30 protein-coding genes are annotated in these 24,431 nt (G+C 36.3%); 25 read left to right on the top strand and 5 right to left on the bottom strand.

Annotated elements, in window-relative coordinates:
• Positions 1-164 precede the first annotated feature (164 nt).
• The 21 genes from CIL05_RS19100 to CIL05_RS19005 all read left to right on the top strand — a co-directional run bounded on the left by CIL05_RS19100 (position 165) and on the right by CIL05_RS19005 (position 16,491).
• Entirely contained in the window at positions 165-455 is a 291-nt protein-coding gene (locus CIL05_RS19100) for a TIGR04104 family putative zinc finger protein (protein WP_095657130.1), read from the top strand.
• Between the two features lie 126 nt (positions 456-581).
• Positions 582-1,304 carry an alpha/beta hydrolase gene (locus CIL05_RS19095; protein WP_240510245.1) on the top strand — a complete coding sequence of 241 codons (723 nt, stop codon included), beginning with the start codon at positions 582-584 and terminating at the stop codon, positions 1,302-1,304.
• Positions 1,305-1,401: 97 nt separating this feature from the next.
• Entirely contained in the window at positions 1,402-1,971 is a 570-nt protein-coding gene (locus CIL05_RS19090; RefSeq protein WP_095657192.1) for an AAA family ATPase, read from the top strand.
• 16 nt (positions 1,972-1,987) lie between these two features.
• A complete protein-coding gene (locus CIL05_RS19085; protein ID WP_095657128.1) occupies positions 1,988-2,398 on the top strand; it encodes an HIT family protein in 411 nt (136 codons plus the stop codon).
• Between the two features lie 389 nt (positions 2,399-2,787).
• Positions 2,788-3,171, top strand: a complete 384-nt coding sequence (gene spx, locus CIL05_RS19080) for a transcriptional regulator Spx (protein WP_095657127.1) — start codon at positions 2,788-2,790, stop codon at positions 3,169-3,171.
• 318 nt (positions 3,172-3,489) lie between these two features.
• Positions 3,490-3,591, top strand: a complete 102-nt coding sequence (locus tag CIL05_RS23040) for a universal stress protein (protein ID WP_439144850.1) — start codon at positions 3,490-3,492, stop codon at positions 3,589-3,591.
• A gap of 256 nt (positions 3,592-3,847) precedes the next feature.
• Complete coding sequence (locus tag CIL05_RS19070; protein ID WP_095657126.1) at positions 3,848-4,228, top strand: VOC family protein; 381 nt, start codon at positions 3,848-3,850, stop codon at positions 4,226-4,228.
• 210 nt (positions 4,229-4,438) lie between these two features.
• Positions 4,439-4,603 (top strand): hypothetical protein, encoded by a 165-nt coding sequence (locus CIL05_RS22350; RefSeq protein WP_165769177.1) that lies wholly within the window; start codon positions 4,439-4,441, stop codon positions 4,601-4,603.
• A gap of 445 nt (positions 4,604-5,048) precedes the next feature.
• On the top strand, positions 5,049-5,288 hold the full coding sequence (locus tag CIL05_RS22710) for a CotD family spore coat protein (RefSeq protein ID WP_240510244.1): 240 nt from the start codon (positions 5,049-5,051) through the stop codon (positions 5,286-5,288).
• Positions 5,289-5,800: 512 nt separating this feature from the next.
• The gene (locus CIL05_RS19060) at positions 5,801-6,961 is read left to right on the top strand and encodes a sensor histidine kinase (protein WP_095657125.1); all 1,161 of its coding nucleotides are present in this window, start codon (positions 5,801-5,803) and stop codon (positions 6,959-6,961) included.
• Positions 6,939-7,568 carry a response regulator transcription factor gene (locus CIL05_RS19055; RefSeq protein WP_095657124.1) on the top strand — a complete coding sequence of 210 codons (630 nt, stop codon included), beginning with the start codon at positions 6,939-6,941 and terminating at the stop codon, positions 7,566-7,568. Before CIL05_RS19060 ends, CIL05_RS19055 begins: the two co-directional genes overlap by 23 nt.
• Positions 7,569-7,688: 120 nt before the next feature.
• Positions 7,689-8,621, top strand: a complete 933-nt coding sequence (locus CIL05_RS19050; protein WP_095657123.1) for an ABC transporter ATP-binding protein — start codon at positions 7,689-7,691, stop codon at positions 8,619-8,621.
• Between the two features lie 12 nt (positions 8,622-8,633).
• Positions 8,634-9,893: an ABC transporter permease gene (locus CIL05_RS19045; RefSeq protein WP_095657122.1), complete on the top strand. Its 1,260-nt coding sequence runs from the start codon at positions 8,634-8,636 to the stop codon at positions 9,891-9,893.
• Positions 9,893-10,993, top strand: coding sequence for an ABC transporter permease (locus tag CIL05_RS19040; RefSeq protein WP_095657121.1), 1,101 nt, complete (start codon positions 9,893-9,895; stop codon positions 10,991-10,993). The genes CIL05_RS19045 and CIL05_RS19040 overlap by 1 nt, the downstream gene beginning before the upstream one ends.
• A 255-nt stretch (positions 10,994-11,248) precedes the next feature.
• The gene (locus CIL05_RS19035) at positions 11,249-11,875 is read left to right on the top strand and encodes a TetR/AcrR family transcriptional regulator (protein ID WP_240510238.1); all 627 of its coding nucleotides are present in this window, start codon (positions 11,249-11,251) and stop codon (positions 11,873-11,875) included.
• 34 nt (positions 11,876-11,909) lie between these two features.
• Positions 11,910-13,316, top strand: a complete 1,407-nt coding sequence (locus tag CIL05_RS19030) for a DHA2 family efflux MFS transporter permease subunit (RefSeq protein ID WP_095657120.1) — start codon at positions 11,910-11,912, stop codon at positions 13,314-13,316.
• A gap of 167 nt (positions 13,317-13,483) precedes the next feature.
• Positions 13,484-13,969 carry an NUDIX hydrolase gene (locus tag CIL05_RS19025; RefSeq protein ID WP_095657119.1) on the top strand — a complete coding sequence of 162 codons (486 nt, stop codon included), beginning with the start codon at positions 13,484-13,486 and terminating at the stop codon, positions 13,967-13,969.
• Positions 13,970-14,081: 112 nt separating this feature from the next.
• The gene (locus CIL05_RS19020) at positions 14,082-14,426 is read left to right on the top strand and encodes an ArsR/SmtB family transcription factor (RefSeq protein WP_095657118.1); all 345 of its coding nucleotides are present in this window, start codon (positions 14,082-14,084) and stop codon (positions 14,424-14,426) included.
• A 16-nt stretch (positions 14,427-14,442) separates the two neighbouring features.
• Positions 14,443-15,741 carry an arsenic transporter gene (locus tag CIL05_RS19015; RefSeq protein ID WP_095657117.1) on the top strand — a complete coding sequence of 433 codons (1,299 nt, stop codon included), beginning with the start codon at positions 14,443-14,445 and terminating at the stop codon, positions 15,739-15,741.
• A gap of 18 nt (positions 15,742-15,759) precedes the next feature.
• On the top strand, positions 15,760-16,179 hold the full coding sequence (arsC, locus tag CIL05_RS19010) for an arsenate reductase (thioredoxin) (protein ID WP_095657116.1): 420 nt from the start codon (positions 15,760-15,762) through the stop codon (positions 16,177-16,179).
• A gap of 132 nt (positions 16,180-16,311) precedes the next feature.
• Positions 16,312-16,491, top strand: coding sequence for a DUF2187 family protein (locus CIL05_RS19005; protein WP_095657115.1), 180 nt, complete (start codon positions 16,312-16,314; stop codon positions 16,489-16,491).
• A 179-nt stretch (positions 16,492-16,670) separates the two neighbouring features.
• Here CIL05_RS19005 and CIL05_RS19000 read toward each other — a convergent pair whose 3' ends face one another.
• The 3 genes from CIL05_RS19000 to CIL05_RS18990 all read right to left on the bottom strand — a co-directional run bounded on the left by CIL05_RS19000 (position 16,671) and on the right by CIL05_RS18990 (position 18,982).
• Positions 16,671-17,393 carry a MerR family transcriptional regulator gene (locus CIL05_RS19000; protein WP_133065311.1) on the bottom strand — a complete coding sequence of 241 codons (723 nt, stop codon included), beginning with the start codon at positions 17,391-17,393 and terminating at the stop codon, positions 16,671-16,673.
• Between the two features lie 25 nt (positions 17,394-17,418).
• Positions 17,419-18,264 carry an Hsp33 family molecular chaperone HslO gene (locus tag CIL05_RS18995; RefSeq protein ID WP_165769176.1) on the bottom strand — a complete coding sequence of 282 codons (846 nt, stop codon included), beginning with the start codon at positions 18,262-18,264 and terminating at the stop codon, positions 17,419-17,421.
• 325 nt (positions 18,265-18,589) lie between these two features.
• Entirely contained in the window at positions 18,590-18,982 is a 393-nt protein-coding gene (locus CIL05_RS18990; protein ID WP_095657112.1) for an RDD family protein, read from the bottom strand.
• A 299-nt stretch (positions 18,983-19,281) separates the two neighbouring features.
• On the opposite strand from CIL05_RS18990, the gene CIL05_RS18985 reads away from it, so the two are divergent.
• The 4 genes from CIL05_RS18985 (at position 19,282) to CIL05_RS18970 (ending at position 22,941) form a co-directional block, all read left to right on the top strand.
• Entirely contained in the window at positions 19,282-19,605 is a 324-nt protein-coding gene (locus CIL05_RS18985; protein ID WP_095657190.1) for a PadR family transcriptional regulator, read from the top strand.
• The gene (locus CIL05_RS18980; protein ID WP_095657111.1) at positions 19,598-20,158 is read left to right on the top strand and encodes an HAAS signaling domain-containing protein; all 561 of its coding nucleotides are present in this window, start codon (positions 19,598-19,600) and stop codon (positions 20,156-20,158) included. Before CIL05_RS18985 ends, CIL05_RS18980 begins: the two co-directional genes overlap by 8 nt.
• A complete protein-coding gene (locus CIL05_RS18975; RefSeq protein ID WP_095657110.1) occupies positions 20,151-20,948 on the top strand; it encodes a DUF4097 family beta strand repeat-containing protein in 798 nt (265 codons plus the stop codon). Before CIL05_RS18980 ends, CIL05_RS18975 begins: the two co-directional genes overlap by 8 nt.
• Positions 20,949-21,465: 517 nt before the next feature.
• Complete coding sequence (locus CIL05_RS18970) at positions 21,466-22,941, top strand: ATP-binding cassette domain-containing protein (RefSeq protein ID WP_240510237.1); 1,476 nt, start codon at positions 21,466-21,468, stop codon at positions 22,939-22,941.
• A 282-nt stretch (positions 22,942-23,223) separates the two neighbouring features.
• On the opposite strand, the gene CIL05_RS18965 is transcribed toward CIL05_RS18970, so the two are convergent.
• Both CIL05_RS18965 and CIL05_RS18960 read right to left on the bottom strand, forming a co-directional pair.
• A complete protein-coding gene (locus CIL05_RS18965) occupies positions 23,224-23,670 on the bottom strand; it encodes an apolipoprotein A1/A4/E family protein (protein ID WP_240510236.1) in 447 nt (148 codons plus the stop codon).
• Positions 23,671-23,941: 271 nt separating this feature from the next.
• Positions 23,942-24,391 carry a YndM family protein gene (locus CIL05_RS18960; RefSeq protein ID WP_095657109.1) on the bottom strand — a complete coding sequence of 150 codons (450 nt, stop codon included), beginning with the start codon at positions 24,389-24,391 and terminating at the stop codon, positions 23,942-23,944.
• Between the last annotated feature and the right edge of the window lie 40 nt (positions 24,392-24,431).

Genomic DNA, 24,431 nt, shown 5'->3' with positions numbered 1-24,431 from the left:
GTAATTTTAAAGAATGCTTATTTAGATGGAGGTATTTCTTTTTCATGAGGCCTGAGGATTTATTAAACGGTGTTAATAAATCCTCAGGCAGGAATATGCGAAGGTTTATCGAATAGGTTATTAACCGGGAAGAGTATACTTTTAAAAAAAAGTGGGTGTGTCAAATGCCGATTTGTCAAAGCTGTGGTAAAAACTGGACTTGGAAACAAACGTTTAAAACAATATTCAGGTTGAAATGTCCACACTGTGGTGAAAAACAATATGAGTCTGCATCATCAAGAATAAGAAGTGGTATATTTGTGATTATTCCATTAATCGTACTATTACCTCTTAATGCCTGGTTAGATTTTTCGATAGGTATGGCATTAATTCTTGCAATTGTTTTTGTTATTATCATGTTTGGTTTTTATCCATTGATTTTAAAATTAGCTAATGAAGAGGAACCTTATTGGTGAAAAGTGCATGCGCTTTTTTATTAATAATGAAGAATATATTGGGAGAGGTTTTTTATAATGTCTGTTTCTACTTTTCATTTAACCTATGGTAGTCACTCATCGCAATTTGGTGTACTCAGTTTGCCGATGCTGTCTGGTAGATGTCCCGTAGTTATTACGATTCACGGGGGCTTTTGGCAATCGAAATATGGACTTGATGAAAATGAAGCCCTTACTAAGGATTTGAGTCGTAGTGGGTATGCCACTTGGAATATCGAATATCGCCGAATCGGAGAAGATGGGGGTGGTTGGCCAGGTACATTTCATGATGTGATCGATGCGGTAAACCATCTATCTAAGCTTGAAGAACGCTTTCAGCTTGACCTTTCTCGCGTGATTGTTCTTGGGCATTCGGCTGGAGGACAATTAGCTCTCTGGTTGGCATCCAGATCCAGTAAAAATCAAAATGACGAGATGGGAAACCACTTGCATATACCTATAAAGCGTGTAATAAGCTTAGCAGGTGTGTTGGATTTGCAGAAGATGTGGGAGATCCATGATGAAAAAGGGATTAGCAGTCCATTGGAATCTTTTATTGGTGGAACACCCCGGGAAGTATCGAACAGATATAGCATTGCCTCACCAATTGATTTGTTGCCCTTGAATGTCGAGCAAATTTTGATTCATGGAGAGTTGGATCGTCATGTTCCGGTAGAATTGAGTATCGAGTATCACCGTAGGGCTACTGAGCAAGGTGATAAAGTTCATTTGATTGTGCTTCCAGAGGTGGAACACTTTAAGATTATTGACCCGTTTTCAACTGCCTGGAAATCAGTGACCGATTCACTGGAAACTTTACTAAGCAATTAATTAAATTTTTAGCGTGTTGTTGGTTTATAGGCTTCGTTACTGCAACAAGGTATCGTTTTTTGTCGTGGTTTAATAAAATAAGTGAGGTGGCTTGGTTCTGAGAAATAGAATACCTAAAAGAATACATATTATTGGTTCTGTTGGTAGTGGAAAAACTACCTTAGCAAAAGAATTATTTTTAAAGTTTAATATACCATTTCATGAATTGGATAATGTCGTATGGAAAAGACATAAGTCCGGAGATATAAGAAGAACTGTAGAAGAAAGAGAGTCACATTTGAATACAATTATCCAATTAGATAACTGGATAATAGAAGGCGTGCACAATGACGATTGGGTGGCAAATAGTTTCAGAAATGCAGAACTGATTATTTTCCTGGATACAAAATACTCTAGAAGAACATACAGGATATTAAAAAGGTTTTTATTACAAAAAATAGGTTTAGAAAAATCTAATTATAAGCCTACAGCCAAAATATTTTTTAAAATGTTTAAATGGAATAGGCATTTTGAAGAAGTAGGAAAAGCTAATTTTTTTGAAAAATATGGGGTATATAGTGACAAGTTATTAGTTGTACATAATAAAAATAGTATTGATAATTATTTTAACAAATACAAAATGGAGCATCACTTAAAGAAGGGAAAAAATGTAGTGCTTAATAAATAAAAGGGGAAGAGCGCTAATGGCATGTATATTTTGTGAAATAGTCTCTAAAAAAGCGAGTGCATATACTATATATGAGAACGATTTAGTTTGTTGCTTTTTAGATAAATACCCTATTAATACGGGGCATGTTTTGGTGATTCCGAAAAAACATTATCAGGAACTCACTGATGTCGACCAAGAAAGCTTAAGTCAAGTTATCCTTGTATCTCAAAAGGTAGCCAAAGCTCTTGAAGAAATTCTAAATACAGACGGGATAACCATCATGCAAAATAATGGAAAGTTTAAAGACGTCGAACATTATCATATGCACATTATTCCTCGTTTTTTAAATGATGGTTTTTCCTGGATTGAACCTGATGTTAACGTAATTGAAGATGAATTTGTGCATCTAAGTTCTAGTTTGGAGCGATTACTTTCTAAAAGTTAGTAAACATGGGAACAGAAACATAGGCAATGGCAGGCTGCTATTTATATAATCTTGCTATAATGAACCACTCGGAATTGGATAGATAGATATCACCGCTGTTATTCCATAATTTCTCCGCCATGTTTCGAAGCTGAAGATGGCCCTCGCTTAACATATCAATTAAATTCAGTTTTTTAATCAAAATCGAACTGATTTACTCCTCCTTATTTTTACAATACTTACTATATAAAACCCACTCCACATTGTCAACTAAATTGACAATCAGACTTAATTGCTGTAAAATCATATTATAAACTTAGTTGACGATTATAGAATGGTGAGCTATCGCAAATACTGTCGCTTTATAAAAAACAATTGAACTAGCATAAAAAATAGTTGGGAGTAATGGTATGTTAAGACTTTATGTCACACCAGGTTGCACATCCTGCAGAAAGGCAAGGGTTTGGTTACAGGAAAATAATCTGCCTTTTGTTGAAAGGAATACATTTTCGGAGCCGCTCACTTTGCCTGAGATTAAAGGGATTTTTCGTTTAACTGATAATGGAACCGAAGATATCATTTCAACCCGTTCCAAAATATTTCAGAAAAATATTGGTGATATGGATCAATTGTCTCTAAATGTTTTATACAGTTTTATCCAGGAAAATCCTAGTATTTTAAGAAGTCCTATCATTCATGATGAAAAGCGTTTAATGGTTGGTTATAGTAAATCTCAGATTCGCAGGTTTTTACCTAGATCTGTCCGGTCATTGCAATTACACGATGTTTATTAATTATTTCGCAGTTTTCAATTGACTGATGTAAATACTTTTGATATGCCTATTTCTAAAACAGGAATGGGCTTGTTTGGTTTGCTTCATTTTTCTAATGCTTCTGCGTATAGCGACTTTTATGCTTTTTTTATAAATCAGTGGGGGTACACAGTACCTCTCAGAGGAACTATTAAATGGTTACAAAGTACAGGCTGAGGCTGAAGGCATTCAAATTATAAAGGTAGTAATCGAACACGGTTCTCCTAAAACGACTAACACGGGTGACGTTGGTAACTTAACCAATGCTGATGTAATTATCTGTGGAGCCACAGGGTTGCGGTGGAACGTTTCTTAATTGGATCCGTTTCTGAAGCAATCGTACGTTCAGCTCCATGTGATGTTTTAGTTGTTCGTACTCCAGTGATACATGCAGTGAAATGATTAGTGTACTTTAAGTGAAGCAGCAATTATTTTTTGAAAAGAATATATTTTAGCAAAAACCAGATTGCCATTCGTAAAATTATATTTTTACGAATGGCTTTTCTTGAAGCTTCAGGAAAATCAGTAGTGTAAGGAAATAGTTTTGAATAAACAACTCAAGATCGATGAACAGATTTCCAAACATAATTTATAAAAAAGGAATTACCCATAGCTTTAACGAATTATTGTATGGAATAGCAATAAGGAGGTTGATAAAATGGAAAATAACGTACCAGTAAAAAATCAAATGAATGGCGTGTTTGTTCATGTGAAAAATTTGAGGGTTTCAGCAAAATGGTATTCCGATTTATTAGGGTTACCAATTGATTTGGAAAATGTAGCTTCACCGGTTTTTAATGTGCCGGTAACGGTGACAACATCTCTAACTTTAGATGACCACACGTTTGATCCAGATTTCAAACATATTGTAAGTCCAAGTCCGATTTTTAATCTTTTTGCTCCAAACATTGATGAAGCATATAAATATATAAAAGAAAAAGGAATTGTCATTGTGAGAGAAATAGAGAGAGTTGGCGAAACAGCCTGGTTTAATATTAAAGATCCAGATGGAAATGTTGTTATGATTTGTAATTGTTGAGTGATAAGAGTTCTATTTTTGAGGTAAAGGGAGACGAGACCATGCCCATCATGGGAAATCATATGAAAATATCTGACCTGTTCTTATTGGGAAATAAATGCTTATGTTATTGTGGTGGTGAGTAATACAATTGACATTGCCATATGACTGAGGACAATAGTTGATTGTTTAAACTGACAAGTGCTCTATTATCAATAGGGGGGCGATTTAATGAAATTAAACATGCTAATTGGAACCTTGCTGGGTTTTACAACAGTGTTTATAATTATGGGGTTTGTGAACAACGAGTTTAATTGGATCTGGCTGATTGCAATGCTTACGGGTGGTGTAATTGGACATTTGGGAATTGCTTACTTAACCCGGAAAAGGCAGTAAGTTGGGCAGGTAGTACAGTTCATTTTACACCAACGAAAAAAGACGTTCTCAAGGCATCCTTTACATCGTTTAGAGATACTAAAACCTGAAAGTGGGATAGATGCAGGTGATACATCGCTGGATTATTCTTATATTCAATTTTTCATATTAGGCACTTGATCTGAAACAAATAACGTTAACTATTAAAGCGCCTAATACGGTATTTTATAGTAGAATCATACATTTTCTTTTTAGTGAGTTACTATTCTAGGACATACTTTCCTCTATTACATACAATACAGTGTAACAAATAAAAGAGGGAAGGGGTGATAACCCATGGGATGGCATGAAAAATCCCGAAATAATAATCAGTGTAATTCAGTTTCGCCTGCTGAAGACAAAGTTATTGTACACCCTACTATAAAGAGTAGTAAATACTACAACAAATCGCCAAACAGTCAAAAATATCCACCCAACTGAAGTTGAAAATGTTAATCGTACGATCGTTAGAAATGAGCATTATTATCCAGTTTCTAATGCAGATGTAAATGACACAGTAGTTCAGAATTATGATTGTGGTAGTGATTTAAACTCTCCCAATTGTCGAAGAATTAGTCCTGAAAGTAATCGTAATTGTCAAAGAACGAGTCCTGAACGTAACCGCAATAGATGTAACTGTGGCTGTAAAAGGTGGAGCTGGATATAATCTGAAAGCACCTAATGTGGTGCTTTTTCTTTTGAGGATTATATCGTTTTAATTGATTAAAATAGGGGATAAGGAAGATAGTTTTTAAAGTGAACTATAATTTGTAGGGTGTAGGGAAGTTTAAAGGCTAAATGAAAAGGCTGTCACCATAAGTTAGTGCTTTTTGGACAGCCTCTTTATTGTGTTGGAAATAATAATGTCTACTGGCCTCTGTACCTTTTTTTACTATCGTTTTCTATTAAATTGTATGCCCTCTCTACGCCCAAATTGACCAGAGGCACGCAAACAAAGTTCATATGTGGGTCTTTATTAAATTTGATAGCTCTGATTAGGGTAAGGATATTCCTTATAATTAATAAGTGATTTCACTATCCGCTGCAATGCTTGAATCAGGCATCACATTGTTCATTGCACTTAGGAAAGGTACAATAGGTTTTAGAAATCTTTTTATATCAATTTGGTTAGTAAAACAGGTCTGATCATATGATGTAACCGGGGAAAGGGAGAGCAGCATGAGGGCATATGGGGTATGGCTTTTATTTAATATTATTGCCTGGGCATTTGCAATGGTTTATTTCAATCAGAATATAGAAGAATTGACAGTGCGCTTGTTTGGAGTTGCCTTGTATTTTGTGATTTTCTTTATCATGCCACTTGTCGAGGGAAAGCCCAAAGTTATAGTAATGCTCTTGAGTGTTAATGCTGTGATCGCAAGCCTTTCCTTATTTCCAGGCGAAAATGGAGTGTTTAATCCATACCTCATTCTCGTGCTATCCTTGCTGGTGGGATCAGGGTTTTATCACTTGTCATTACGTCTTGGCATGATAATTGGGATTATCAGTACAGCAGGATTATTAGCAGCTATTATGAAATCAAATCTTTCGCCTTTATTACAAATTTTTATCGTTATTTTAATGAGTTTCTTTATTTCTGCACTGGTTCTTTATCGGCAAACGAAGGATCGTACAGAAGATCTTGACGTGAGATATGATGCGCTTCTCAGTGAATATCGGGCAATACGAAGAAAGCTTGTTTCGGAGGAAGAAATAGTGAGACAGGAGGAGCGTATGCTGATTGCCCATGAAATTCATGATTCAGTGGGACATAAGCTGACCGCTCTTCTCATGCAGCTGGAAGCATTTCGGTTAAAAGCTTCCGAAAAAGATAAGGAAAAGGTGGAATCCTTGAAAGAACTGGCGAGTGCAAGTTTGGGAGAAACCAGAAACGCAGTAAAATCGTTGAAGACGAATGAAGCGGGTGGACTTCCTGGAATATTGCGTTTAATCCGCAAACTGGAAATGGAAAGCTTTATTCGGATCCATTTTTCTGTGAAGCATGGTGCGACTGCAGCACCACTTACTGGCGAGCAGTCTTTCGTGATCTACCGGTCAGTACAGGAGGCATTGACAAATATTATGAAGCACTCCAATGCCAGGGAAGCTGAGATTATGTTTGAAGCACCTGGAGGAATTATTTTTCGTTTTGAAATCAGTAATCCAATAACAGATAATCGAAGGTATCAGGAAGGATTCGGAATCTCTTCAATAAGAGAGCGATTAGCAAAATTTGGCGGTGATCTTGAAGTCTTTAAAACAGAGGAGCAATTTATTGTCAGCGGCTTTTTAAAAATTGCAGATACGGGGGATAAGTATGATTCGGATACTACTGGCTGAAGATCAGGTAATGGTAAGACAAGGGTTAAAGTTGATGATTGAAACAGATGAGGAATTGCAGGTGACAGGGGAAGCGGATAATGGCAAGGAAGCCATATCCTTCTGCGAAAAACAGGCATTTGATATTGTTATCCTGGATATTCGTATGCCTGTAATGGATGGTATCGAAGCAGCCAAAGTTATTCAATCCCGCTGGCCGAAAACGAAAATTTTAATGTTAACGACGTTTGATGATAATAGCTATGTGCTGGCGGCATTAAAAATAGGAGTTAGTGGTTATATCCTGAAAAATGGAGATACCGATTCTCTGCTTCGCTCGATCCGAAGTGCTTTGACTGGGGGATTGGCCATTGAAGGACATGTGGCTGCTAAAGTAATGCCGGTATTATTAAAGCGAGAGGAAAATGAACCTGATCCATCTTTAACCCCAAGGGAAAGGGGAATTTTAAAGTGTATTGGGGAAGGGCTAAGCAACGATGAAATTGCAGAAAGACTTGCTTTATCCGTGGGTACGGTGAAAAATAATACGAGTCAGGTTTTAAATAAACTTGAATTAAGGGATCGGACACAGCTTGCTATCTATGCGATTAGGCATGATCTTGTATAAATGAAAGAAAAAATGATTAAAGTAATGGTTATAATACAATATCGTGACCGGAGACAGTGGTGGCACTGTTTCTTTTTTTGGTATTCTAAAACTAATCTCATTTATAAGGAGTGCGAAATCATGCTTGAAACAATAAATCTTAGTAAAAATTTTAAAGGAAAAAAGGCCGTTGATGAAGTAGACATATATTTGGATGAAGGTGAATCTGTTGGCTTACTTGGACCAAATGGAGCTGGTAAATCAACAACGATTTCCATCATCTCTTCGTTGTTAAAACCTTCGTCTGGTGATGTGAAGTTAGATGGGAAGAGTATTATCAAGAACCCGGCTGAAATTAGAAAGATTCTTGGTGTTGTACCACAGGAAATCGCATTATATGAAGAACTTACCGCCTATGAAAATCTGAAATTCTTTGGGGAAATTTATAAAGTGAAAAAGAATATTCTGGAAGAGCGCATTCGGGATGTGCTTGAAATTGTGGGCTTGAAAGAACGGCAAAAAGATCTTGTCAAAACATTTTCTGGTGGTATGAAAAGAAGAGTAAACATTGCAGCAGCATTATTGCATCACCCGAAAATTCTCATTCTTGACGAACCAACAGTCGGCATTGACCCACAATCTAGAAATCATATTTTGGAGACGGTTCGTAAATTAAATGAAGAACAGGAAACGACCATTCTTTATACGAGCCATTATATGGAAGAGGTTGAGCAATTATGTAATCGTGTCTACATTATGGATCACGGAAAAGTGATCGCTTCCGGCAGTAAATCTGAATTATTAAGTATTTTATCCAGTGAAGATACGATCCAGGTACAGCTTAGTGAAACAAGTGACCAATTAATAGAGAAAATTAAATCCTTCGACCATGTACGTCAGGTGGATGAAACAGATGAAGGTATTCGTATTATTTCAAAAAAAGGCAGCAACATTCTGAGTGGATTAGTGCTTGCTGCGGAAAAAGAAGGTATTCAAGTAACACACTATCAAATGGAAACACCAAGTCTTGAAGATGTTTTCCTGCATTTGACTGGGAAAACATTGAGAGATTAAGGAGGTAAAAAGATGGGCTCATTTTTAAAAAAAGATCTATTGGTATTTTGGAGAGATCGAAAAGAGATCCTCTTGTCACTACTGCTTCCTATTGTAATTATACTTTTATTAAATTTTGCTTTCTCTGGTTTATTTGACGAGGGAGCAGAATCTATGGATATAGATGTAGCAATCGTACAGCAAGATAATGAATCGATTGGGTTGGAACAGTTTGAAGTAAGGGTAAATGAATTGGATTTTCCTCCTGCTGAAAAAGAAGCACTACTTACTCAAGCAACGCAAATTTCGCCAGTTAGACTTATCAATGAATTCTTTAATGATCCGGAAATGAAGGAATGGGTTAGCGCACAGGAATTAGGTAAAGAAAAAGCAACAGGATTGGTGGAAGAAGGGGAACTGGATGCATTAATTACCATTCCAGTAGGGTTCACGGAGAGTGTGCTATCTTCGATTCTGCTTGGAGAAGAGACGGAAAAAAACCTGACGATAAACGTTAAAGAAGAATCTAATGAAGCGGGTGCACTTCAAGATATGGTTACAAATTATGTGAACACACTTAATTTCCAGTTCGCACTTGGCACTGCAGCAGAGGCTCCAGCGCCTGAACCAGAGTTGCCAGAAGGAGGCAGAGAAGTAGTCGAAGGGGCTCAAGTCTATACGATGACACAGTATTTTACGGTTGCGATAGCTGCCCTGTTTTGCTTATTTATTGCCTCTACGGTTGCGATGAAAACAGTCACAGAAAAAAGAGAACATGTATTTAATCGAATTATACTAACCAATAGTAAGCCATTTAACTATTTGATGGGCAAAATAATATCTACTTTTTTTATGGCATGGATCCAACTGTTGATTACATTTACAGTTACCCAATTGCTACTGGATGTGTTTTCAGGAATGTCATTCGATTTTTGGCTGGGAACCTTCGTAGTAATAACTGCCTTTTCCATCGCCGTTAGTGGATTAACTGCCATTTTCACACCGATTACGCTACGGTTAAGTGATCCGAATGCAGCAAATGGTATATTTACATTGATTGTTATGGGGATGGGAATGCTCGGGGGAAGTTTTTTTCCAATTGACTTTCTACCCGATTGGGTTCAGCGAATTGGAGAATGGACTCCGAATGGATTGACTCAAGGGACATTATTAGAGTGGATACAATATGGATCTTTTGTCGATTTAATTCTACCGATTATTTTGCTGATGGGCTTTTTTATCGCCTGTCTCATTATTGGGATGTTCCTATTTCCTAGAAGGGAGAGAATATAATGTTCCCAGTATTTAAAGCACAATTGAGAAAAGATATACGAAAACCACTAACAGTCATTTTATTTATTGTTGCCAGCATTGTAGCTTCACTTATATTTGGGGGCAGCACAGAGCAAGAAGAAACAACTGTGGCCATTTTCAGCAGTGGATCTGACGCGAAGGAAATAGAAGAGAAATGGGAAGGATTACTGAATGATATTGAATCCGTAAACTTTGTTATTACAGATGAAGAGAAAGCACGGGAAGATGTGGTAGAAGGAAGGCGTGATGTTGCAATTCACGTGATGGAAAATGACTATCGATTGGTTACCTCATCCCATATGCCACAGGTTCAGATGATTGAACAGCAGGTGCATGAGGTGTTTACAAAAGAAGCGCAGCTTACAGCGGCTGCAGGTAATCAAAGTACAGAGCAGTTTCGTGACGAAATGGAAGATTATATGAATAATCCACCATTCCAAGTTCAAACATTGTCCCTTCAGAATGAGAATCTACTAAAACATGATATGGGTCTTCAGTTATTGTTTGGATTTACCCTCTTCGCCGCTATGTTCATCATCGGATTTAAAGTTAATGGGATCACGGCAGATAAGGTAAGTGGAATATGGGATCGCATGATTTTATCATCTGTCAGTAAAACAAGTATGTATTCAGGACATCTTATTTATAGTTTTTGTATTGGTTTTTTCCAGATGTTCATTGTGCTTCTCGTATTTCAATATTTGATAGGATATGATTTAGGGAATTTTAGTATGATACTTTCCATTGCAGCTGTTTATACGCTGAGTATGGTTAGTCTGGCTATGTTATTGACTGGAATACTCCGGACACCAGAACAATTTAATATGGTTTTCTCATCCGTTATTCCAATGATTCCGATTGTCAGCGGCATCTATATGCCACCAGGTACGATCAGTAATTCCATCCTATTATTTATTGCGGATTTATTCCCGTTGACCCATGGGGTGGAAGCGATGATCGAGGTTGCGCTTTACGATGCAAGCTGGAATGACATTGCTTTACCGATTGCCCTGATGCTTTTAATTGGCGTTGTTTGTATGGGGGTTGGAGTTAATATGGTTGAGCGAAGAAAGGGATGAACTAGCGTACTGGCTAAGTAATACAGCTAAATAAGACTTTGGAAAAGCACCTGATATTCGATTGGGTGCTTTTTTGGTGTGTACTTGTATTTATATTCATCCCAAATATAGACAAAAGCCCAACGTAATAGTTTTTTTATAAAAAGTTCTACATTACGTTGGGTAAAAAAAACAGACATTGTAAAATAAGTACTTCAAAATTGTTCACTGTTTTATAGAATCATTCATTGAAATGAAGACTTGACGGGAAAAAAGTTGTATGAGATTATGTCCCTACCTATCAGTAGGGAGGTTTTTATAATTACTTCAAAAAAGATACGTGATATAGCGTTAAAACATTTCTCGGAGTTTGGCTATGAGTCTACTTCGTTAAATAATATCGCAGAAGAAGTAGGAATAAGAAAAGCTTCAATTTATGCGCATTATAAAGGGAAAGATGAGATTTTTAAAACAGTTTTACACCATGCTTTAAGAACTGAAAAAGCGGAAATAGCGAATTATTTTACGAGTCACCAACATGAATCACTTGAAAATATACTAAGGGGTTATTTTGATTGGTTGAAAGAGGAAAGTAAGAATAATGAATGTCTGAAGTTTTTAATGCGAGTCGTATATTTCCCCCCACCTAACTTAAGAAAGGAAACATCAGATCTTGTGAATCCTTTTTTAACAGAAATGTACCGCCATCTATCTAGGTTTTTGAGAGAAAAATCAAGAGTTGAGAACATGGTGTTTAGTAATCACTATTCAAGCATTGCATTGACTTTTATAACGCTATCCGAAGGTTGTTTTATCGAACTTTTATTTGCCGAAGAGAAGAGTTACGAAGCAAGGGTTAATGCTGCTTTTCCAATCTTTTGGCAAGGGGTGCATTGTGATTGACATGATTGAATAGAAGAGGAGGTTATCAATTTGTATGGGAAAAGAACAGTCGTCGAAGATACCACATAAGGGTGTTATAGCCATCGTATTGGCATCGACATTCCTTTTTACTTTTAGTCAGTTTTTATTAATTACAGCATATCCAACAATTATGGAAGAATTCAATGTCAATGCAACGCAGGTCCAATGGTTAACAACGGCGTTTCTGTTGACGACCATTGTTTTTATTCCAATGACTGGCTATTTATCCAATACCTTTTCATCCAGGACCTTGGTTATTTTCTCTTTGATTTTTTTGGTTATTGGAACAGTTATAGGTACAATAGCACCTGATTTTATTACATTGATTTTATCGAGAATTGTTATGGCAGTTGGTGCGGGAATCATGCTTCCGTTAGTTCAAATCATTTTACTCGCAGTTTTTCCATATGAAAAAAGAGGGTTCGCCATGGGCTTACTGGGAGCTGTTGTAAATGTTGCACCTGCTTCGGCTCCTTCCGTTTCTGGTATTGTTATAGACCTGCTAGATTGGCGGGCTCTGCACTGGATTTTGTTGTTATTGGTACTTATTGTATTTATCTTAGCATGCTTTTTCATGAAAAATGTCACGGAGCAACAGTCATCAAAATTAGATATGTTATCGATATTTTTATCCGGCACTGGTTTTACTAGTATTATTTTGGGATTGAGTAATATAAGTGTCGTGGATTTTATGCATTGGAGTGTAATTGTACCAATTATTTTTGGGGCATTGACGCTGACTTTATTTATTAGAAGACAACTACATTTGGAACTTCCAGTTTTAAATTTACGTCTTTTTAAAGTGAACACGTTTCTTCTTTCTATGATACTTATATTCATAAATATGATGCTCTTGTTGTCTGCGGAAACCATATTGCCTATGTATGCACAGGATGTTTTGGGTACCAGTGCATTTCTTTCGGGTTTCTTATTAGTACCGGGGACAATTCTATTATCTATCATGACAATCATTTCAGGGAATTTATATGATAAATATGGGGGAAGGCGTATTTCAATTATAGGATTCTCTCTGATATTACTTTCTACGATTTTGTTAAGCACGACAAGTATGGAGGCTTCACCCTACTTTATTATGGGTTATTTTTGCATCTTTATGTTAGGGTTTGGTCTGACTTTAATGCCACTTGTAACCGTCAGTGTTAATGCTCTGGAAACATCTGACATCTCGCACGGATCTGCGATTGTAAACACCGTACGCCAATTCGGAATGAGTTTGGGTGTCATTGTTTTAACAACCATTATTAGCCTTACAACAAGTCGTATGGATGCTTCTTATGAAGTTGCCACGTATTGGGGAACGACTTTCGCATTTATTGTTATGAGTGTACTTTCCTTCATAGCAGTTTGCTTATCATTTTTGATTCGGGAAAGCAAAACACAAAATCAGGTTATCCGTTAGAAAACTTGGTTGTCACCAAGCTTTTGGGTGACAGCAAAATTCGTCTTAACACTTCAACGTACTAAAGGGGTTGCTTTCAAACAGCAGCCTTCTCTTATTGAAAATCACGGTCTGGGCTGAGAGCAGCATACTTTAGAAAGAATAGGTTTTGAAGGGAAGATTTTATAATGCATAATAGAAGATACCATAGAGCTTTCGGTGTATATGGAATTTATGAGAAAGAAGGAAAACTCTTAGTCATCAATAAAAATAGTGGACCATATATAAATCGTTATGACTTACCAGGTGGTAGTCTTGAGGAAGGCGAAACTTTGTCTGATGCAATGAATAGAGAATTTCTTGAAGAAACGGGAATTAAGATTGAAATCGAAAAAAATATTGGAGTCATTGATTTTAAATTACCTTGGTTGTGGAAAGATTATACAGATGTGCATCATATAGCAGTGTATTACTATGTTAGAAAGATTGGTGGAAAGCTAAGTGTTCCGAAACAATTTGAGGGACAAGACTCTCTTGGAGCATTATGGATTTCGGAAAAAGATGCGAACCTGGATAATGCTTCACCATTGGTTCTAAAAGCTTTTGAATGGTTAAGAACCAATGAATTAGGAGTGGATGCAGAAATCTATAATGAGTGGGAAGTCTTTAAATAAATCGATTCAGTTATTGAAGGATACACTTTCTTATAATGTATCCTTTTTTCTATTGTATATATAAGCAAATTGTTATATACTAATACGCGTATAGAAAAGGGGTGTTTTTCGTATGCTGAAAACAGCAATTGATTTGGATAGAGCTGCAATGATTTTGAAGTTACTGGGGGATAAAACCCGTTTAACTATGGTGAAAATACTGGATAATCATGATTGTTGTGTTTGTGAGTTTGTTGAGATTTTTAAAGTAAGTCAACCATCCATCAGTCAGCACCTTCGGAAATTAAAAGATGTTGGATTGGTGAAGGAAGAGCGAAGAGGACAATGGATTTTTTACTCAATAAATAAAAATAATGAACATTATCCATTTACCCTGCAGGTCCTTAATCAACTACCTGACCAGGATTATAAATTAAGAGAATTAGAAGAAAAAGGCAATCGAATTACATGCTGTTAATTGGAGGGATAGTGTTTTGTCATCATCAGTAATTATAGCATTGTTAATCTTTTTGGGGACATTGGTTTTGGTTATTTGGCAGCCCAAAGGATTATCGATAGGGTGGTCCGCATGTGGTGGAGCTATCCTTGCTTTACTCGTAGGCGTAGTCGGATTTAATGATGTGATCGAAGTTACCGGGATTGTGTGGAATGCTACATTGGCATTTGTTGCCATTATACTTATATCATTAATATTGGACGAGATTGGGCTGTTTGAATGGGCTGCGCTCCATATGGCCAGAGCTGCAAATGGGGATGGGATAAAAATGTTTGTCTACGTCAGTTTGTTAGGCGCAATTGTTGCTGCCTTTTTCGCAAATGACGGCGCTGCATTGATCCTGACCCCGATTGTATTGGCAATGGTCCGCAACTTGAATTTTCAGGAAAAAATGGTGTTTCCGTTCATTATGGCAAGTGGATTTATCGCTGATACAACATCATTGCCGTTAGTCGTAAGTAACCTGGTTAACATTGTATCTGCAGATTTCTTTGAGATTGGGTTTGTGGAATATGCTTCCCGAATGATTATTCCAAACTTCTTCTCCCTTGCTGCAACGATTATTGTATTATTAATTTATTTTAGAAAAAGTATTCCAAGAAAATACGATTTGTCTCAGTTAAAGGAACCAGTAGAAGCCATTAGAGATCATAAAATGTTTCGTCTATCCTGGTATGTACTTGCTGTACTCTTAATTGGCTATTTTATCAGTGAGTTCATCAACCTGCCTGTTTCGATTGTTGCAGGAATTATAGCGATTTTCTTTATAATTATGGCCAGAAACAGTAAAGCTGTTGATACGAAAGCGGTCATTAAAGGGGCACCATGGAATATCGTATTTTTCTCCATTGGAATGTATGTCGTTGTATTTGGTTTGAGAAATGCAGGGCTTACAGATGTGCTAGCAGATGTAATTCAAGCAAGTGCTGAACAGGGATTATTCATTGCCACCATAGCGATGGGCTTTATTGCCGCTATTCTGTCTTCGATTATGAATAATATGCCGACAGTAATGATTGATGCCATAGCCATAGCTGAAACGAATACTTCCGGAGTAATGCGGGAAGCACTTATTTATGCCAATGTGATTGGGTCTGATTTAGGTCCAAAGATCACACCAATTGGCTCTCTTGCAACACTATTATGGCTTCATGTTTTATCACAAAAAGGGGTTAAAATCTCATGGGGGACCTACTTTAAGACAGGGATTGTTTTAACCATTCCTATATTATTTATAACGTTGTTAGGATTATATTTAACATTAATGATTTTTTAAAAAGGAGCATGAACAACTATGTCTAAAAAAACGATTTATTTCTTATGTACAGGTAATTCCTGCAGAAGCCAAATGGCAGAAGGTTGGGCGAAAAAGTATTTAGGGGATAACTGGGAAGTGAAAAGTGCAGGGATTGAGGCACATGGCTTAAACCCAAATGCAGTTAAGGCTATGGATGAGGCCGGTGTCGATATCTCTGATCAGGAATCGGAAATTATTGACACCGACATTTTGAATAATGCTGCGCTTGCTGTTACGCTTTGTGGAGATGCCGCAGACAGATGTCCAATGACACCACCACATGTAAAACGGGAGCATTGGGGATTTGACGACCCGGCAAAAGCAGAAGGAACAGATGAAGAGAAATGGGCAGTTTTCCAGCGTGTACGTGATGATATTGGTGAGCGGATTAGACGCTTTGCGGAAACTGGGGAATAGAGAGTGGGCTTGCCCTTCCAGTCAACCTGTTAAGGTAGTAAGGGTGCAAAACAACCTCTCTCCCTTTATTATTGTTGAATTTTAATATATTATAGAAAAAGACTAAAAATATTTTTTAAGGGAGAGAATACAATGGAATCCAATAATAATGCAAAAATTGGTGATGAAATCTCATTTAACTCTGGAATAAAAGGTATCGTCGAAAAGGTCAATGACAATTCAGTGATTGTGAAGGTAACTGAAAATAAGACGGATTTAGAATTTAAAGGGAACAAGACAGTTGTAGGACATAAAAATTATTCAATTATCTAAGATATTATGTAACGAAGTAGATAAGCTGGAAAGAGCTTTTTCCTTTAAAAATACTCAGGGGTAAAAGTAAAATACCCCCTGAGTGTTCTTTAACTTTGTAAGTAAAAATACTGAGTTTTGCACATGGGGCGAGTTCTAAAGTGAACCGTCCCATTAAAATATTGCCCTCGTAAATGAATTCATTTTAACGCTTCCTGTATATATTTATATAGTTCAGCGTCCATCCCATATTGCAGCTCATTCCCAGGGTTTTCTGCATGGAATTTTTCAGCCTGTTTCCATATGCCTGGATCATTCACTGTGGTTGATTGGAGAATCCTTTTCCATTCTTCTGCCAATAATTTCACATTCCGATTTGTAGGTGGGTTGCCTTTTTCCTTTTCCAATCGTATTTTTTCTAAAACCCTCTTAAACTCTTCCTCTGCATTTTCTAAATCTTCTTCTTCAAAATTATTATAAAAATTCCTTATGCTATCTAATTGCAGTTTTGTAAAATATTTATCCTGGTACATTTTCATTGCTCCCAATAGCTGTGTTATTTCTTCTACCGACATTATTTCCTTGCTCCGGATGATTTTCAAGGTAATCTCTAATTCGTTTAATAAATTTTCCTGTACGTGGATATCTCCTTTTAACCGTCCGATTTGTGATTCAATGATGTTTGCAGCAGAGCTTTCTTCTTTATTCATCATGACCGTCTTAATATCATCTAAAGAAAGGCCCATTTGTTTTAAAGATAGGATTTGCTGTAGATTCGTTAAATCTGACTTTGTATAAAGACGGTGTCCGGATTCTGTAAATTCAGATGGCGAAAACAAATGAATTTGATCATAATATCTCAGGGTTCTTATTGTTAATCCTGTTAATGTTGCAAGCTCTCCTACTTTCCAGTATTCTTTCACGCCGATCACATCCCTTAAAATTAGTTTACAGAAGTTCCTGGACTTCACTTTGTTCAAAGCTATATGTTCTTCCACAGATTTGACAACCTGTTTCAATAGGTTCTTTATTATTAATTGCCTGTTTTAAATCGTTCTTGCTAAGTGAATGAAGCATCCCATAGAACATTTCTTTTGAACATCCACAGAAAAATTGAACAGGACTATATCCAATTACATGTACATCCGTAAATAACTTACTCAACTTTTCCTCCATATTATCCACGCTAGAATTATTTAATAACTTCTGATTTTTGTTAAAGACTTGCCTCACTTCATCAATAAGACCTGGTGGAGCCCCTGGAAGTAATTGAGCAAACACAGCATTGCTGAAAAGGAGCTGATTGTCATTTCCAAATCGTATATTGGCCCCGATATAAGTTTGGGTTTGCTCACTCTGAATAAAATAATGGGCAATATCATCAGCAATATTTCCATAAGGCATATCGGTTATCCCGGTAAACTGATTCATATGCGAGCCTTTTATCATACGAATTGTTCCTTTATGACCAATCAGCTTACCAAGCGATCCATCAAAAGGAGCTTTCAATAACTCTCCATTTAGATAACCACGAACATTTCCTTTAGCGTCTGCATCTGCAAAAACCTTATATTTTGGGTCACTCATTGTAAGTTGAAGACTTATTCTTTGATCTCCTTTTAGGGTACCGGAAATTAAACTGACAACAGATAAGGTTTTACCTAATGTAAGTTTTAGAACTTTGTTTGTTTCTTTATTCAGATTAAGAATTTCATTAATCAATTTCGTATTATCAACAAAAAATAAACGAACTTGTTTATTAAATATTAGTGTCCTAACAATTGTATTTTCCATTATATTTTTCCTTTCTACTATTTTAATTATTGTTAACTTCATTATAAAACATTACCTTACGTAAGGTTCAAGTCTTGTGTTATGCAATGGACCAACTGGAATAGTAGAACTTGTTTTTATAAAGCGTTCGGGTCTTTTTATGACTTGCATGAAGAGGGATATTAAATGGAAAATCAAGTGTTTCTACTGTTAAAGGAAAGGTATGAACAGGACCGGACGATATTATCTGCGAGGGATTTACAGGAGAATAAGGAGAAGCGGTGGTAGAGTGAAAAATCGAGGCTGATAGGATATCTTTGCTAACAGCCTCTACTGCTGTAATTGTTTAAGAAATTTCTTTAACGACTGTTCCGGAAATGCGGTCGTGAGGAAGTACTGCCCCATCCTGGGATTCAAAAGCTTTGCGATTTTTCAGGTACTCCAATGTGCTCAATGTATCCCGGTAAGCCATGCGCTTAATAATTCTACCAGATGTTAGTTCTGAACGATCCTCACTTTCAAGTGCAAGTCCCATTTTTTTATAACCAATGGTTTGAGAACGTTGTTTTAATTGAGCATATTCAAGTGTCCACATTACGACGGTAGGCATGATTAAAACATGTACCACTTCATTCTTTACTTTTTTTCGCATGAAATACTCAACCCCGGCTGTTAAAGCAGTTGAAATGGCAGCGTCAATCAAATAAGCTTTCAAACGTTTTTTTGTAATAGCATTCATCCTGGTTCCTCCTCCTAAATTTGCTACCTTATCATACGAATGGGAAATAAATAAGTTTCAAGTATTGTCAGGGATTTAAATGCTTGTCCCACGTTGCTTAACTATAAAGTGGTGAATTTGATTTTTTCAAGGTTCCGAATTAGAGAACGGAAAAGCTGTATATAAACACGGTTTTAATTTTGAAACAGTACCTTGCATTAAATGGTACTGAATGTTATATTGTTAATATCAAAGTACTTGGTATAAATCAGTACTATTCATTATATAATAGTAAAAACGGAGAAGAAGGTGATTGTGTCTTGAATATACAATTCAATAAAGGGGCGCTGGAGCTGTGTGTGCTTGCATTACTGGATAAAACGGATCGATATGGATACGAGCTTGTTCAAAAAATTTCCGAACAGATTACCATATCGGAAGGCTCTGTATACCCACTGTTAAGAAGGCTGAAAAAAGAGGATTATGTTACGACATATCTGCAGGAGTCCACAGAAGGGCCTTCACGAAAATATTATATGCTTACAGACAAAGGAAGAGAATACCTGCGAGTGATTATTCCGGAATGGCAGATTTTCTCAAGCGGTGTGAATTACTTAATAAAGGAGGGTACTGGCAATGAATAGAGAACAATTTTTAAAGCAATTAAATGCCTCTTTAAAAAAACTGTCCGATGAAGAAAAAGAAGATATTTTACAGGATTTCGAGGAGCATTTTGATATCGGCAAGAGTGAGGGGAAACCAGAAGAGGAAATTTCTAAATCACTTGGTTCACCAAATCAAATCGGAAAAGAATTAATAGCAACACACTATCTGGGAAAAGCAGAGGATCATTATTCGGCCGGTAATATCTTTCGTGCTGTCTGGGCAGTTATCGGTTTGGGATTTTTCAATTTAGTTATTGTGCTTGGGCCATTTATAGCAATACTTTCTGTTGTTCTAGCCGGATGGATAACAGGACTAGCATTTATTATTTCACCATTATTGGTTTTAATAAATGTTGTAATCTATCCCGGGGCCTTTGAACTTTTTGATTTATTCTTTTCCATTGCACTTACTGGTCTTGGCATATTGATTGCAATTGGAATGCTGTATGTGACGAGATTTATTACAACTGGATTTGTTCGTTATTTAAACTACAATGCAAAGCTTGTGAAAGGTGGGTTGAAACATGAATAATGTTAAGAAAATAGTTATGATAGCCTTACTTTTCCTGTTAGTCGGGGGAATTGGAAGTATTATAACATTTAATTTCACCGAACCAACTTCAGTTGCAGAGGCAAAGGAGGTTGACGATACTAATATTACTGCGATTGACATTCAATCAAATAATGAAAGAGTAGAGATTATTCCTGCAAAAGATCAGAAAATCAGAATCGAACTATCAGGCAGAAGTAATGACAAAAAGAAAAATTTGTCCGTTGAAGAAAATGGAAATACATTATTCATTCAAACAGATAATCAGAATCATAAGCTTTTTAACTTTGGGTTTTTCACGGAATCTTTAACGTTAACTGTATATTTACCTGAAAAGCTGTATGACACACTGATTGTAGAAATTGATAATGGCAGCCTGGAAGCGGAGGCTTTAAATATTAAGGATATCAAGGCAGCCTCAAAAAATGGACGTATAGATATGGAGAATATTACAGCTGAGACGGTACAGGTGAAAACGGATAACGGAAAAATAGCACTTTCTCAAGTTGAGGGGGAGATTACGGGAAAAACAAGTAATGGAGCTATCTCATTGGAAACCAAAAGTCTGGACCAACCACTTGAGCTTGAAACCGATAACGGAAGCATTAAAGTTCAAACGGAGAAGGAACCAACAAATGCCATATTTGACGTAAGGACCGATAATGGCAGTGTTAAAGTATTTGGCGATTCCAATTGGGAAACAGTAGTTGGAAATGGCGATAATTTGATAAAATTAAAAACGGATAATGGGAGTATCAGGGTAGAAAAATAACCGGGAATAGGTGCCATAGTTTACGAGATCGTAAAACATCAGCCCGGGAGCGGAAACAGCTAAACCGAGAGACAAAATAGTAGCCCGGGCAACCGAAATAAGCCGAAACTTTCGTACTGGATTTTATCGAATTGGGATTTTCCATGAGCAAACTTTCAAACAAGTGTAGTTGACAATACCAAATTATTATTTTACTATTAGCTTAACAAAAGACGGAAGGATGAAACAGCACATGATTCAATAATCCTAATTTATAGAAATAATTGATAGCTTAACCTATTCATTCAGCTTATTATCATTTTTAGATAATCTGAATGCCAATTTGTTATGTTTATTGATTGATTTTCTGAGGATAGGGTTATTGCATAATATACTGTATAAAGGCTAAAGACTGTTAAAATAAGTCTGTTTAAGTCTGTACGATGTATTGCATTGCCTGCTACCCTCAGAAAATGAGAATAGCAGGCTTTTTTTATTTTTAAAAACCTGACAACTTTGCTTGAAGGAGGAGACTACTGTGACCGATGGTAATATACTTATTAAAAATATGTCATTTCAATATATATCCATGATGCAACCTCTGTTTAAAAATGTGAACCTTAATATCAATGAAAATTGGAAATTGGGGCTCGTAGGCAGAAATGGGAGAGGAAAAACTACATTTTTAGAAATACTGCTAAATGAACTGGATTATGAAGGAGATGTACAATCAAACTTAGAGTTTAAATATTTCCCGCAATATCCAAAGGGCTCTGATGACGTTACTGCACTCGAAGTGTTACAGCAACATAATGCCAATATAGAAGTTTGGCAAATAGAGCGTGAATTATCTTACATGGATTTGCCCTCTGATATATTAGATAAAAGCTTTAACATTTTAAGTGGTGGGGAACAAACAAAAGTCCTGCTCATTGAACTATTTTTAAATCAAAATTCATTTCCATTAATTGATGAACCAACCAATAATCTTGATTCACACGGCAGACGAATTGTTGGCAACTATTTAAATAATAAAAAAGGTTATATTGTAATAAGCCATGATGAATATTTTTTAAATCAATTTGTTGATCATATCTTGGCAATAAATAAAGAATCTATTGAACTTATAACGGGTAATATTGACACTTGGAAATATGAAAGGGAAAATGCGGATAAACTTTCAGAGGAGCAGAATGCTAAATTAAAATCTGAAATAAAACGCCTAAACCAAGCTTCAGGAACAGTGAGTACTTGGGGTCAAAAAAGAGAAAACAGTACAAAAGATGCTGCTGAAAGGCGATTGGCAGCTAAGCAAATGAAAAGAGCGAAGGCAATTAAAAAGAGAACGGAAGAGATGATTGAAGACAAGGAAAGCTTGATTAATAACGTGGAAGCAGCATCCAATCTCAAGATGCTTGTTAAAGAACCCAGGAAACAAATCCTGTTCCTACGTAATTTTTCAATAATAAGAAATGGTATGCCACTATTTGAACCAATTAATATAGACGTATATCCAAATGAACGCTTCTTTATAAAAGGGAAGAATGGCGTTGGTAAGTCTACATTACTTGATTTTATACTTGGGAATGAACACTGGGAAACGACAGGGGAATATAGGGTTAATTTACCTGAAAATTTATCGGTTCTGAATCAAAAAAATCAGGATGACTTAGACTACCCTTCATTCATCAACAAACTGAATTCCAAGGAGAAAGAAAACTATTGGCACTTATTACATCAATTAGGTGTTCACAGATCCAGTTTTTCAGATAAATCAAGCAAGGATTGGAGCTCAGGTGAACAGAAAAAAGTATTCTTAGCTGATGCACTACTAGGGAAAAATGAGTTATTTGTTTGGGATGAAGTAACCAACTATTTGGATATCGTAGTAATTAATCAGCTGATAGATGCAATCAATAAATTTCAGCCTACCATGATTGGTGTTGACCATAATGAATATTTCGTTCACTCCATAGCTACTAAAAAAAAAGAACTAACAAATGGCTCATTCTGATGCAAACGTGGGAATATGGAAGTAACTGCAATGGGGCTTTAAGGATAAAATAAGCAGGAAACCTGTTGTTTGTTCCCTGCTTATTGTTCCACTGATAGGAAAGTATAACTTTTTTAGGATATCAGTATAAGTGCAACTAAGGCTTTCGCCATTAAGGCTTGGCGATAAGCTGAGTTTTCTAAAAATTATAATTTCATAGGAAAAATTGAAGTTGCGGGAAGTGGAGAGTCTCTCTAATAAAGGATTTACTTTAAGCAAAACACATTTGCAGGTATCTGAAGTTTATAGGCTATATTCATTGATGCTTCGAAGTTTTTTCTCATGCTGGACATTTTTGCTGGATAAATAATCAACTGTTTCCTGCGTTTCAGTCAATTCCACTCGGATACCATCAACCTTTTTTTCAAGTCGATTAAAGCGGGTATCAACTTGCTTAAAACCTTCATCCATACGATTTTCTAATCCTGACTGCATCTTATCCATTCGGTTTTCCAATCCCGACTTCATATCATCCATACGATTTTCTAATCCTAATTTCATATTATCCATTCGATTTTCCAATCCTGACTTCACATCATCCATCCGATTTTCTAGTTCTGATTTCATATTATCCATTCGGTTTCCAAGATCTGAATTCATTCTACCCAATTTTTCGTCCATTTTTTTGTCGATTGTTTCAGAATGTAGCTCTAATGCTTTTAAAATTTCCTGTAAGCTTGCTTGTTCCATCTTCTCTCACCTCCTAGCCTAAATCTATTATAAACGATGATTGATATTTTTGAAAGGAAGTGTCGAATGGATAGAAATTGCATGATGAAGGTATAAAATGCTGTAAAACGTAGATTTGGAAAGAAATAGTGAAGAAGAAAGTTAATTTTCCATAATAAGATGTACTAAAGAATTCATTTTAGCTAATATAAATTTCCGGAAAAATTCGACAATAATACGAAAACTGCGAACAGGCCGTTTCCCATCCGCAGTTCTTCATTACAACAAACAGCTATTCCTTCTTATCCTGCTCACTTCCGCCATCGAGTTCTTCACTATGTTCTGTTTGGTATTGCCGGATGAGTTCCTTTTCCTCATCTGAGCGGATTACCTCTTCGGTTAATACTTCATTTGCCATATATTTGTGGAAAAAGAATTCTCCTGCAGCAATGATCAGTGCTGATATGATGGCTGCATTTCCGAGCGCAATATTTCCTTCGATCAGAAAGAGACCAAGGTACCAAGTTCCCATAAATGCTAAACCGAGATCTGCCAGTGTAGCACCCCAATTTTCAAAACGTGGTAAAAGAAATAGATCTCCGACCACATAGGAAACGCCAGTCAGTAAAACACTAATTGTAAGGATATCACCAAATGACACACCATAAAACATACCTAAAACGACCCATAATACTGCAGTACACATAACAAATTTAATAAGTAATGCTTTTACATGCTCCATTATTTTTCATCTCCGTTTCTCAAATGCTATACGACAGTTA

This window comes from Virgibacillus profundi, assembly GCF_002287375.1.
In the GTDB taxonomy this organism is placed as follows: Bacteria; Bacillota; Bacilli; order Bacillales; family Amphibacillaceae; genus Virgibacillus_K; species Virgibacillus_K profundi.
This window is presented reverse-complemented; position numbering and strand designations above follow the sequence as displayed.